This window comes from Clostridium tyrobutyricum, assembly GCF_019144085.1.
Taxonomy (GTDB): Bacteria; Bacillota; Clostridia; order Clostridiales; family Clostridiaceae; genus Clostridium_B; species Clostridium_B tyrobutyricum_A.
Window position 1 is genome coordinate 44,332 of record NZ_JAHHUY010000005.1, and the last position, 13,306, is coordinate 57,637.

The window sequence follows — 13,306 nt, forward strand, 5'->3', positions numbered from 1 at the left end:
CTATTAAAACTTCTTAAATCTTTTATTACAAACCATAAGATAAGAAAGTAATATAACTAACAATAAAGAAAATTCAATATGAATAGGATGTCTCATTGTAATTAGACAAAATAATGCTATAAACATACCTGCAAAGGTTATTGGAATACCAAAAAACTTTCCATCGAATTCAGTTACATTAAATTTAGCCAATCTATATGCTCCAGACAATGGCAACACAAGAACCATTATGTAACCCAATATTCCCAAACTTGAAAAATTATATATATTGAATATTAAAATCGAAGGTGCAACACCAAAGGATACCAGGTCCGCAAGTGAATCCAATTCCTTTCCTAGTTCACTGGATACATTTAAATATCTAGCTACTCTGCCATCATATCTATCTGCTAAACAGGCAAGTAAAATAAAAATTCCACCTAATACATAATCCTCTTGAAAGGACATTAAAACCGACATTATACCACAAGCAAGATTTGCAAGTGTAAACGCATTAGGTACGGAACTTTTAGCTATTTTAGCCAAAATGACCACTCCTTATAAATAAAAATCTTTAAAATTTAAAAATAAACATAATCCAGACATCTTACGTCTTGATGATATAGGTTTATTATAAACTAATTTTTGAATAAGAGTAATACAATTTGGTAAAAAACTTATTAATTTTTTGTTAACCTTTATAAGTAATCTATAGAATTATTTGTAACTAAAAGACTTATAATATAATATGACAAAGGTTTATTTGTTATAATATATTATGGAATTAAACTTAAAATTTATTATGGGAGTTAATTTATGAAAAATAAGATTAAAAGAAGTCAAATTGTAAAATATATATTTATGGCCATATTGTTAGTTATTATAATATATATATTATTTAAGTATGGTAAAAATTTACGCCATTTAAGATTACATAAACTTAGAAACTATATACAGAGTTACGGTAAGTTCTCTGCAATTATATTTATAATCATATATTCTTTTAAACCTGTTCTATTTGTAATACCCTCTTCTCTCATGTCTATTTTAGCAGGCAGCATATATGGACCTTATGTGGCTACCATATTGAGCATGATAGGTTGTTTTGGATCTGCTACTGTAGCTTTTTTTCTTGCCAAATTTTTTGGAAGATCATTTGTAGACAAGATTTTACATGGCAAAGCTTTAAAGTTGGACAATAATATAGAAAAATATGGTTTCAGGATAATGACCATAATGAGGTTGAGTTTTGTATTCCCATTTGATCCATTAAGTTATGCAAGTGGTCTTAGCAAAATGAAGTACAGGGATTTTATTTTTGGAACTCTCATAGGAATACTTCCTGAAATGATTACATATTCATTTATGGGAAAAAATATACAACATCCATTTTCCATAAAGTTCCTTCTTCCAATACTATTACTGGTAATTGTAGTAATAACTGCAATAATATTAAGAAAGAGGATAAAAAATATCTAATAATTTACAGGTAAGAAAATTGAAATAAAACATATAATAAGCCTGTAAACTAATTTGGAGAGGTGATTGTAAATGAAGATAAAAGATATAATGACCAAATCTGTAGTAAGTTTAAATGTAAATGATACTATAGAGAGAGCAGCTGAACTGATGAAAGAGTATAATATAGGTTCTGTCCCTGTATGTGAGGAAAACAAAGTAGTAGGTATAATAACAGATAGAGATATAGCCATAAGATCATCAGCAGAAGGTCAGAATTCAAAAACAAAAGTAGTAAGAGATATAATGTCTTCAAATCCTGTAACTGGATCTCCAGATATGGATATTCAGGATGTATCCAGAATAATGAGTGAAAGACAGATAAGAAGACTTCCTATTGTTGAAAACGGAAATTTGGTTGGAGTAATTGCTCTAGGAGATTTGGCAGTAGAACCTAAATGTGATCATGAGGCACAGGGAGCACTTAGCAGTATTTCAGAAACAAGTGGATCTGTATTTTAAGAATTTAAATTTTAGCATTTTAAACTAAATTTATAGTTTACAAGAGTTGTTTCAATATAGAAATTATTTTATATATTGAAACAACTCTTTTTTAATGCGAAAACAAGATGATTTTGATAATCTTGTGAATTTATTACATAAAATGATATAATGTAATAGTTAATTTTGAACTAACATCAACTAAACTTTATTTGGAAGTAGGGGAAGTTTTATGAATAAAGTAAAATTTATTTATAATCCATATTCAGGTGAAAGTAATATAATATCCAATATAGATAATGTTATTATGATTCATCAAAAATATGGATATGAAGTAATGCCTTTTAGAATAGGTTCAGATTATAGTATTGAAGAAACACTTAAAGAAATTGATGAGACATACAAATATGTGCTCATAGCAGGTGGAGATGGAACAGTAGATAATGTAGTAAATCATATGAAAAAATTAAATATAGATATACCTATAGCCATACTGCCTGTAGGAACTGCCAATGATTTTGCAAAGTTCATAGGTATGCCTCACAAAATAAAACTAGCCTGTGAGCAGATACTTAATAGTAGCCCTAAATTTGTAGATATTGGAAAAATAAATGATAAATATTTTATAAATGTAGCTAGTGCAGGTCTTTTTACAGATGTGTCTCAAAAGATAGATATAAATTTGAAAAATACTATAGGCAAACTTGCCTATTATGTCAAAGGACTGGAACAACTTCCCAGTTTGAGAAATATAAAAGTCAAGGTTAAATCGGAAGATGCAGTATTTGATGGTGACATGTATTTATTTATGGTATTTAACGGACAGACTGCAGGCAATCTTAAATTTGCATATAAGGCTGAAATAGATGACGGTATGCTGGATGTTATCATAGTAAAAGCAGTAGTGATAAAGGATATAATAACCATCTTTATAAAAATGATAAGAGGAGACCATCTTGAAAATACTCCTGGGCTTATATATTTTAAGGCAAATAAATTGGAAATTGAATGTGATGAGGGTATAGTTACTGATATAGATGGAGAAAGAGGTCCTGATTTCCCATTATTCATAGAGTGTGTAAAACATGGAATACAGGTTCTTGGAATAAATAATCCGCAAATAATAAAATAACAGTAATATAAATTTGGCAGTTATAGTAAATATAAATATAGCAATATGAAGTGAGGTTGAATTATGCTATTTAATATTTATATTTTTATACTGCCTATTATATTTGTGCTTTTATTTTATTCAATTTATATAATTAAGTTTTCACCTAAAAAAATAAGAGTATTGGGAAGTATTGCAATTACATTAATGTTAGCCAGATATATATGTGTTTTTAAAATGTTTGTATCTTCCAGCATGTTGAATTTATATATGCTAAAAACTCCTTATTTTTTAAATTTTGTTGGTATACCTATAATTGTATTTATTATAGGCTATGTGTTTTTAAGAAGAAACAATATAAATTTTAATTATGTTTTTTTATTTTCTATTGCTGTAATTATAACATATATTTTTGGAATGATTAATCTTTCATGCGTAACCAGTGATATTAGTGGCTTTGGATATAATATGATATTTAAAAACAATATGATTGTATATTGGATATATATAATATTTAATACAGCTGTATTATTTCTCAGTATTGTTTTTTCTGGAAAATTACATGTAAATAAAATAGGATTATATATGCTTGCCTTTTCTGCATTTATAACTATATTGGAATATTTAGGAACTATAATAAATATAAGGTTTTTTCCGGAAAATATATTTGGCGACCTTTGCTTTATTATAACCTGTATTTATGGTATTACTAAATTAAAAAATAATTAATTGAATTTTTTATAGCTTTTATTCTTATTAAAGTTTTTCTTTGGCATAAATTCAGGTATAAGACAATTGTGACCTTTCCCTATAAGATCCTGTCGGTTTGCTTCTATGAGAGCTTTCTTAACTAATCTATAATTTTTAGGTATTGAGAACTGCAGGAGTGCTCTCTGCATATTTTTTTCCTCCTGTGTTTTAGGTACATATACTTTTTTATCTGTAAGAGGATTTATACCTGTGTAATACATAGTGGTTGACAGACTTCCAGGAGTAGGATAGAAATCCTGTACTTGTTCTGGAGTATATCCCATATTTTTTATATATAGTGCCAGTTCTATAGCTGCGTTTAAATCACTACCCGGATGACTTGACATGAGGTATGGAACTAAGTATTGTTTTTTATCCAGTTTTTTGTTTATAGCGTTATATTTAGTTACGAATTTATTATATACGGACATTTTGGGCTTTCCCATTTGTTGTAGAACCTTATCACTTATGTGCTCCGGTGCCACTTTTAGCTGACCACTTATATGATATTCACATAATTCCTCGAAGAAGGCTTCATTGTGCTTATCTTCAATAAGATAGTCATATCTTATTCCAGAACGTATAAATACTTTCTTAATACCAGGAAGCTTTCTTGTCTTTTTTAAAAGATTCAAATATTCACTGTGATCTATTATAAGATTTTTGCAGGGAGAAGGAAATAAACACTGTCTGTTCTTGCATACTCCGGCAGTTTCCTGTACTTTACAGGCTCTGTGCCTGAAATTGGCTGTAGGTCCTCCTATATCATGTATATAACCTTTAAAGTTATCTAAAGTAGTTAAAAGTTTTGCTTCATCAATTATGGAGTCCTGACTCCTGTTTTGTATAATTCTACCCTGGTGAAAAGTCAAGGCACAAAAGGAACAGCCTCCATAACAGCCTCTATGACTTGTTATTGAAAATTGAACCTCATTTATTGCAGGAATTCCACCCATATTTTCATAGATTGGATGATAGGTTCTTGTGTAGGGAAGATTGTATACTATATCCATTTCTTTTTGAGTCAGTGGAATCTGAGGTGGATTTTGTACTATATATTTATCTCCATGTTTCTGAATAACGGTTTTTCCTCTTGTAGGATCCTGCTCATAGTATTCCAGCTTATAGCTTTCTCCATAAGCCAGTTTGTCTTTAAGTATGTCTTCAAAAGAAGGAACTTTCACAAAATCATCAAGTTCATCTGTACTGCTTGAGGAATATACTGTACCTTTTACATCCGTCATATTTTCAATTTTCATTCCATATTTAAGTAAATTGGCTACCTGGACTATGGTTTTCTCACCCATGCCATATATTAGAAGATCAGCTTTTGCATCTAGAAGTATACTTCTTCTTATTTTATTGCTCCAGTAGTCGTAGTGGGCAAATCTTCTTAAACTGGCCTCGATACCACCTATTATTATGGGAACATCTTTATATGCCTCTTTCGCACGGTTGCAATATACTATTAAAGCTCTATCCGGTCTATATCCGGATTTTCCACCAGGAGAATACAGGTCATTGTGCCTCTTCTTCTTGGCTGCGGTATAGTGATTCACCATTGAATCAATATTTCCTGAATTTATTAAAAAACCTAATTTTGGCTTTCCCAGTCTTTTAAAATCCAATGCGTTCTTCCAGCTGGGTTGTGCTATTATGCCCACGGTAAAGCTCTGATCTTCAAGCACTCTGGATATTATGGCACTTCCAAAAGACGGATGATCTATATAGGCGTCTCCTGTTATAAGTACAAAGTCAAGCTGATCTATATTTTGATTTTTCATATCTTGTTTATTTATTGGTAAAAATTTATCATTTAATTTCATTAAAATCTCCTCTTGATAGGTTATCTTGCATATGATTTGTAAACTTAATATAGTATAGCATAATCAAATAAAAATGTATAAACTTATGATATACTGAATACAGGCTATTGAGAGGAGAAATAAAGTTGAATTTGAAGATTATAAAAGATGATAAAACATATAGTATAAAATATAATTCCCAAAAGACCATATTGGAAAATTTGATAGATAATAATATAAAGATATTTGCACCCTGCAATGGACATGGAACCTGTGGAAAGTGCAAAATTCACCTTATGGAAGGTAAAGTAAATACAAAGAGTATAAACAATAATAATGATTATCTGGCATGTCAGACATATGCCGAGGAAGATTGTACAATAGCATTATCAAAAGTTGAAAGTCAGAATTTTTCCATATTGAAGGATTTTAAGATGAATAAAGTCAACATAGATCCGGAAATTAAAAAGATTTCACTTGAAATTGATAAAGACAGTCTTGGAAAGAAAAGTCTAACTGAAAGTATAAATTTAAAATTAAATACCAAGTATAAATTTACTTTAAAGTCACTTAGAAAATTGTCTACATTAATAAATGAAAGTTCAGTAAGGCAGGCAGACTGTAGTTTCTATAAAGACAGTCAAATTCATATGATGTGCAGTAAAGATAAGGTTATTGATATATTTAATAACAGGGAGGACTCGAATACCTATGGAATTGCGGTAGATATTGGTACTACAACTATAGTTATGAGTCTTGTGGATATTGCTACAGGCAGGGAGATAAATTATGCATCTGTACTGAATTCACAAAGACAATTTGGAGCAGATGTAGTGTCCAGAATACAATATAGTATGGAAAACAGTCTGGAGGAAATAAGCAGATGTGTAAAAGATGATATAATACAGGGTATAGAAAAATTGATTGATGTGTCCAATATAAAAAGACAATCAATATATGAATTGAGCATTTCTGCAAATAATGTAATGCAGCATTTGCTAATGGGATTGTTCTGTGATTCTATAGCATTATATCCTTTTAATACTGTAACAAATGATATTGTGGAGATGGAATTTAATGAGCTCTTTAAAAGTAGATTGCTAAATTGCAAAGTATCAGTTTTGCCGTCAATTTCTGCATATGTTGGAGCTGATATAGTAAGTGGGCTTACTGCATGTGATTTCGGCAACACAGAGGATATATGCATGTTTGTAGATATAGGCACAAATGGGGAAATGGCTCTTGGCAACAAGGAAAGGATACTGTGTACTTCTACAGCAGCGGGACCGGCTTTTGAAGGAGCAAATATAGAAAATGGAGTGGGAAGTATAGAGGGTGCTGTTTCTGCAGTAAAAATAAATAATAACAATATATATTATGATACTATAGGCAATAAACCTGCATTAGGTATATGCGGCTCAGGGATTGTGGATATAACTGCAGAGTTGTTTAAAAATAAAATTATAGACAAAACTGGAAAATTTGATGAAAATAATTGGAAAAATAATTTTATAAATATAACCAGGGACAAAGAAGACGAAGCTGATATAGTATTTACACAGAAGGATATAAGGGAGATTCAGATGGCCAAGTCTGCTATAAGATCTGGAATCGAAATTTTAATAAAAAAATTCAATTGTTCCTATAATGAAATAAAAAAGGTATATATAGCAGGAGGATTTGGAAGCAAACTTAATCTTAAAAATGCTGCAGCTATAGGACTTGTGCCTGAATATATGTTCAGCAAGATTGAACTTGTGGGTAATAGTTCATTATCCGGAGCTGTACAGTATATGCTCAATAAGAACACAAAAAGAGATATGCAGCATATAATAGATATTGCAGAGAACATTGATATATCAATGAATGATGAATTCAATAGACAATTTATAGATAATATGTCATTTTAAATGTAGGCATAAAATTATATTTTGGGTTGTATTTCTATATGTAGTTGTAATATAATTAGTAATGTAATAAATTATAAAATTAGAATATTAGGTGAGGCTCCTATATAAATATATGCTGCTGCCCTTAACCATCGCAAGATGCCACTGGGGTTTAACAGGTACTACCGTATCAAGGTTTTACTTAACGCAGCTGGATTTTTGTGTCCAAAGTTATATAGTGCTAAAACTATTACAGTTTTAAGAAGCCTGATAGAGCTTCTTTTTATTATATTATACCAAAATATTTTTCTTAGGTGGTGTATATTAAATGGATATTGGCCCTTATGGAGGTCGGTGTAGTTACAAAAAAATCGAATATTTGATATACAGAAAAATATCAATGGTTAATTAGATTAATTATTTATAGATATTTCTCTGTATATGTAAAGGAGGAATATTTATGAAAAAATTATCTAGTTTTTTCTTAAGCAAAATTCTTCATAAAAAAATTTACAATGAATCAAATGAATTAGTTGGCAAGTTAAAAGATATTTATGTGGCAACTGATTTAGGAATGCCTAGAGCTATAGCATATGAGATAAGAAGTAGCTTAGGAATATACAATTGTGAATTCAAGAATATAAATTTTTATGAGGATGGAGATCATGTCATAATTAAAGTTGAAGGTATGAGAGACATCATGCTTCAAAAATATTCATATTTGCTTTCAAAACATCTCTTAGATAAACAAATAGTTGATATAAATGGAAAAAAACTTGTACGGGTAAATGATCTCAGAATTACAGAGATGGCAGGAGAATATAGAGTAGTTGCTGTTGACACAGGTATTTTGGCGCTTGGCAGAAGATTTGGAGTAGAAAATTTTGTGAAAAATTGTTGTAGAAAATTTCATAAAAAATTGGAAGATAGTCTTATAGTTTGGGATAATGTTCAGTCTCTTGAAATGATAGATAAAAATCTTCAGCTTTCAGTCCCATATGAAAAACTTTCAAAATTACATCCTGCAGATTTAGCAGATATACTTGAAGATATGGATGTAAATTACAGAAAAAAGGTATTTGAAAGCTTAAATGATGATCTGGCAGCATATACGTTAGAGGAAATAGAACCTGATTTGCAATTCGATATATTGAAGAATTTAAGTCAGGTTAAAAGAAATGAAGTACTTAACAATATGCCAAATGATGAGATTGCAGACATATTGGAGGAAACAGACAGGGATATGGCATATGAAATACTTTCTGACATGAAGAAGGAAGATGCTGATGAAGTAAGATCACTTATGGATTATGAGGACGAAACTGTAGGAAGTATAATGAATAAAGATTTTATATCTTTTAATATAAATCTGACTGTTCAAGAAGCTGTAAATATACTAAAAGATACAAGACCAGATGAAGAAGTATGTCATTATATATATGTAACTGACTTTGATAGTCAAATTCAAGGTGTAGTATCTTTAAAAGATCTACTATTAGCTGATTTTAACAGCAAATTAAAAGATATAATGTTCTGTGAAGTAGAACATGTAAATCATAAAAAAAATATAAACGAGGCAATAGATTTATGTATAAAGTACAATCTACTATCAATTCCAGTAGTAGATGATGATAAAAAATTATGTGGAATAGTTATAATGAATGATATCGTAGAGGATGTACTTGCTCCAAACTGGAAAAAAAAATTAAAAAAGGCCATATAAGACATATGCATAAAGTATAAAAATTTGAATTTTGCCTATTTAAAATTTAATTCAACTTCAAAACCTTTTTGAAGTTGAATTTTTTACGTATTTTTTTAAATTATCTGCACAATATAAGCATAGAAGCCAAATTTTATTACACTTTTTTACATTTGTGAGGTGCAGTTTTAATGACCAAAAAAATATTAAAATTTAGAAAGGCAATAATACTTGTCCTAGTAATTCTTGTAACCTACATAGGAAATTCTATTTTCATAGCTCCTTATAATAATGCAGTGCAGGCTATAGCCTATTACTATGGTTCTAAAGGAAATGCAGTAGGATCTATACAGAAAAAATTAAAGAGCTGGGGGTATTATAATGGAAGTATTGACAATGTATATGGATATCAAACATTTACTGCTGTAAAATATTTTCAATCAAAAAATGGGCTCAAAGTAGACGGAGTAGCAGGAGATGCTACATTAAAAGCTCTTGGAATAAATACAGCTAGTAATAATAGTTCATCTTCTCAATCGTCTGGCAACAGTCAGGACGAATTGCTTCTTGCTAGACTTATAAATGGTGAGGCAAGAGGTGAGCCCTATGAAGGACAGGTAGCAGTTGGTTCCGTAGTATTGAATAGAACCAGAGATCCAAGATTTCCATCCAGCATAGCGGGAGTGGTATATCAACCAGGAGCATTTACAGCTATTGTAGATGGTCAGATACATGCGAATTTAGAACAAAATTCTATAAATGCAGCAAGAGATGCCTTGAATGGCTGGGATCCTTCTGGAGGAGCTGTTTACTATTTCAATCCTGCTACAGCTACCAGTAACTGGATTTGGTCCAGACCTCTTATAAAAGTAATAGGAAAACACAGATTCTGTAGATAAGCAGACATCCCAAATCTTTGATTTGGTGATGGTCGCTTACTCCTTTGACTAAAAGGAAAAGGAGTTTCAGTTTAATAATTCGAACCCAAATTTTTTTAAAAGTTTATTTTAAATTTGTTGACAAAATTAAAGGTAGTTGTATAATATATAATATAGAATTAAGATAATATATGAAAGTGATTAAATACTTTGAAAAAGGAAAGTAACTTAGATGTGAATTTTAAGAGAGGAAATTTTATGCTGAAAGATTTCTAAATTTAGTTTAAGTGAAGTGCCCTTTTGAGTTATGCACCGAATTAACAGTAGGCTGCATCGGATTCATCCGTTACTGTGATTAAGCATGATACTGTGCTTGAATAAAGATGAGACTTTAATGTCTAATTGGAGTGGAACCGCGGAGTCTAAGCTTCGTCTCTATAGTTAACTATAGAGACGGGGCTTTTTTTAATATTATATTAAATATTATTTTGGGAGGACTAAGAATGATTTTTGAAAATGCTATAGAATTGATTGGTAACACACCTTTATTGAAATTGAATAATTTAAAGGTAGAAGGATCTGCAGATGTATATTTAAAATTGGAAAAGTTTAATCCCGGTGGAAGTATAAAAGACAGAGCTGCACTTGGAATGATTGAAAAGGCGGAAAAAAACAATCTGATAAAAAAAGGGGATACCATAGTTGAACCTACAAGTGGAAATACAGGTATAGCTTTGGCAATGATAGGAAAATTAAAGAGCTATAATGTAATAATAGTAATGCCTGAGACTATGAGTATTGAAAGAAGAAACACTATAAGAGCTTATGGTGCCGAATTAGTTTTAACAGATGGAACTAAGGGAATGAAGGGTGCTATAGAAAAAGCTTATGAAATAGCAAAGGATAAGCCTGGATATTATATACCACAACAATTTACTAATATTGCCAATCCACAGAAGCACTATGAAACTACTGCGGAAGAAATATTGAAGGATTTAAATAAAGTAGATGTATTTGTTGCAGGTGTAGGTACTGGTGGTACATTGGCAGGAGTAGGAGAAAATCTTAAAAAACATGACAAGAGTACTAAGGTAGTTGCAGTGGAGCCAGCAAGCTCACCGGTGCTTTCAGGAGGCAAGACTGGACCTCATAAAATACAGGGAATTGGAGCAGGATTTATACCTGATATATACAAGCCTGAAATAGTGGATCAGATAATAACTGTAAGTGATGAAAATGCTTTTGAGTATGCAAGACTTGTAGCTAAAGAAGAAGGCATATTGGTAGGAATATCTTCAGGAGCAAATGTATATGCAGCACTTGAACTAGCTAAAAAGCTTGGTAGTGGAAAGACTGTAGTTACAGTAGCACCAGATGGAGGAGAAAAGTATCTATCCATGGGATTGTATAAATAATACTTTCTAGTTGATCCCGTGGGCTTATTGCACATAAACATTGGGTTATCTAAAACCTAAGATTATATAAAAGTGCACTTGGGTTTTAGATAATTTAATTTAATCATTGGGAAACGAGTTTATTATTATGAAAGGAAGATTAAAATGAGGAATTTATTTAAACTTTTAAACTATGATATAAAAAATGCCATGAAAAATGATCCTGCGGCGAGAAATTCACTAGAAGTATTTTTATTGTATCCGTTTATACATGCACTTATAAGTTATAGAATATCACATTTCTTTTACAAGAAGAAAATGTTTTTCTGTGCAAGATTTGTGTCTCAATTTTCAAGACTATTCACCGGAATAGAAATACATCCTGGTGCCAAAATAGGCAAGGGGCTTTTTATAGATCATGGAATGGGTGTAGTAATAGGAGAAACGGCTGAAGTTGGAGATAACGTAACACTATATCATGGCGTTACACTAGGAGGTACCGGAAAGCATACAGGTAAAAGACATCCTACTATAGGAAATAATGTATTCATAGGAAGTGGAGCTAAAATACTTGGTCCTGTAGTAATAGGGGATAGGGTAAAAGTAGGTGCAAATGCAGTTGTACTTCAAGATGTACCGGCGGATTGTACAGCAGTTGGAATACCTGTAAGAATAATATACAAAAAAAGATGTGAAGTTATAGAGATAAATGACTATGCAGGGAAAAGAAAAAAGATATATAATGAGATGATAATATAATCTTTTTTCAGTAGGTGTGTATATGAATTATAAAAATAAACTAATAGAATTTTGTAGAAAAATTGGAATAGATACTATTGGATTTACAGAATCCAGAATATTTTGTGAATTATACAATTCTTTTAAATTTAGAAGATTGAAGTTACTTGATAATGAATTTGAAGAGAAAGATGAAAATAAGAGGATCAATCCTTTTATATATATGAAAGAGGGAAAGACAATAATATCAGTTGCCTTTCCCTATTTGTTTAATAGAAGTACAAAAGATAACATAGGTTTTTCTCTTTATACTAGAGGACAGGATTATCATAAGGTAGTATTCAAGTATCTGAATAAAATATGCCGCTTTATAGAGAGTATGGGAGGAAAGGCAGTACCGCTTGTGGATAGCAATATGCTTCCAGAAAGGTATATTGCCAAACTTTGTGGAATAGGATTTTTAGGAAAGAATAACATGCTTATTACACAACGATATGGATCATATGTATTTCTTGGAGAGATAATAACGGATTTGGATCTTGGAAACAGTAAAATAGTACGATCTCAATGCGAAGATTGTACTATTTGTCTAAAAGCTTGTCCTACTGGGGCCATAAGAGGAGAAAAAAATTCCAATAAGTGTATGTCCTATATTACACAAAAAAAGCATATTGAAGATGAGTGGATTCTTAGCTTTCGAGGAAACTTATTTGGATGTGATATTTGTCAGAATATATGTCCATATAATAGAAAAGTTTTATTTTCCAATATACAAGAATTTAGACCATTTGAATTTATGGAAAATGTAGATTTATCTGAAATTTTAAATATGGATAATAAAATATTCAGACAGAAATACGCTATAACTTCCTGCGGATGGAGAGGAAAAAATATAATTATAAGGAATGCATTAATAAATTCCTTTATTTCAGGTAAGAATATTACAATTAAAAATATAAGATCACCTTACGTTCAGGATTATTACAATAGACTTTTTAAGCTTTTCAAACTATAATTTATATTAATGGGTATATTTAAAATTTTATTGTTTATACATTTTATATATTTATAGATAGTTTTATTAAAGAAAGGTGGGTCTTA

Annotated in this window: 12 protein-coding genes, 1 riboswitch and 1 other annotated feature; of the genes, 10 read left to right on the top strand and 2 right to left on the bottom strand. The window is 30.5% G+C overall.

Features of this window, described 5'->3' with window-relative positions; all coding sequences use genetic code 11:
* Positions 1-3 precede the first annotated feature (3 nt).
* On the bottom strand, positions 4-525 hold the full coding sequence (gene pssA, locus KM800_RS03335) for a CDP-diacylglycerol--serine O-phosphatidyltransferase (RefSeq protein ID WP_217811799.1): 522 nt from the start codon (positions 523-525) through the stop codon (positions 4-6).
* Between the two features lie 270 nt (positions 526-795).
* Between pssA and KM800_RS03340 the strand changes: the two genes are divergently transcribed.
* From KM800_RS03340 to KM800_RS03355, 4 genes are all read left to right on the top strand, one after another.
* Entirely contained in the window at positions 796-1,458 is a 663-nt protein-coding gene (locus KM800_RS03340) for a TVP38/TMEM64 family protein (protein WP_217811800.1), read from the top strand.
* 72 nt (positions 1,459-1,530) lie between these two features.
* Positions 1,531-1,959: a CBS domain-containing protein gene (locus tag KM800_RS03345; protein WP_217811801.1), complete on the top strand. Its 429-nt coding sequence runs from the start codon at positions 1,531-1,533 to the stop codon at positions 1,957-1,959.
* Positions 1,960-2,170: 211 nt separating this feature from the next.
* Positions 2,171-3,070 carry a YegS/Rv2252/BmrU family lipid kinase gene (locus KM800_RS03350; protein ID WP_217811802.1) on the top strand — a complete coding sequence of 300 codons (900 nt, stop codon included), beginning with the start codon at positions 2,171-2,173 and terminating at the stop codon, positions 3,068-3,070.
* A gap of 63 nt (positions 3,071-3,133) precedes the next feature.
* Entirely contained in the window at positions 3,134-3,778 is a 645-nt protein-coding gene (locus tag KM800_RS03355) for a hypothetical protein (protein WP_217811803.1), read from the top strand.
* Here KM800_RS03355 and KM800_RS03360 read toward each other — a convergent pair.
* Complete coding sequence (locus KM800_RS03360; protein ID WP_217811804.1) at positions 3,775-5,625, bottom strand: YgiQ family radical SAM protein; 1,851 nt, start codon at positions 5,623-5,625, stop codon at positions 3,775-3,777. The genes KM800_RS03355 and KM800_RS03360 overlap by 4 nt on opposite strands.
* 125 nt (positions 5,626-5,750) lie before the next feature.
* Here KM800_RS03360 and KM800_RS03365 point away from each other — a divergent pair, with 125 nt between their 5' ends.
* The 6 genes from KM800_RS03365 (at position 5,751) to queG (ending at position 13,220) form a co-directional block, all read left to right on the top strand.
* Complete coding sequence (locus KM800_RS03365) at positions 5,751-7,514, top strand: ASKHA domain-containing protein (RefSeq protein WP_217811805.1); 1,764 nt, start codon at positions 5,751-5,753, stop codon at positions 7,512-7,514.
* Between the two features lie 76 nt (positions 7,515-7,590).
* A riboswitch (M-box (ykoK) riboswitch) is annotated at positions 7,591-7,758 on the top strand.
* A gap of 195 nt (positions 7,759-7,953) precedes the next feature.
* Positions 7,954-9,216 (top strand): magnesium transporter MgtE N-terminal domain-containing protein, encoded by a 1,263-nt coding sequence (locus tag KM800_RS03370; protein WP_217811806.1) that lies wholly within the window; start codon positions 7,954-7,956, stop codon positions 9,214-9,216.
* Between the two features lie 170 nt (positions 9,217-9,386).
* Positions 9,387-10,094, top strand: coding sequence for a spore cortex-lytic enzyme (gene sleB / locus KM800_RS03375; protein WP_217811807.1), 708 nt, complete (start codon positions 9,387-9,389; stop codon positions 10,092-10,094).
* Between the two features lie 180 nt (positions 10,095-10,274).
* Positions 10,275-10,513: a binding site (T-box leader), on the top strand.
* A gap of 63 nt (positions 10,514-10,576) precedes the next feature.
* Complete coding sequence (gene cysK / locus KM800_RS03380; protein ID WP_217811808.1) at positions 10,577-11,488, top strand: cysteine synthase A; 912 nt, start codon at positions 10,577-10,579, stop codon at positions 11,486-11,488.
* A gap of 144 nt (positions 11,489-11,632) precedes the next feature.
* On the top strand, positions 11,633-12,226 hold the full coding sequence (epsC, locus tag KM800_RS03385) for a serine O-acetyltransferase EpsC (RefSeq protein WP_217811809.1): 594 nt from the start codon (positions 11,633-11,635) through the stop codon (positions 12,224-12,226).
* Between the two features lie 22 nt (positions 12,227-12,248).
* Positions 12,249-13,220 carry a tRNA epoxyqueuosine(34) reductase QueG gene (gene queG / locus KM800_RS03390; RefSeq protein WP_217811810.1) on the top strand — a complete coding sequence of 324 codons (972 nt, stop codon included), beginning with the start codon at positions 12,249-12,251 and terminating at the stop codon, positions 13,218-13,220.
* Positions 13,221-13,306 lie beyond the last annotated feature (86 nt).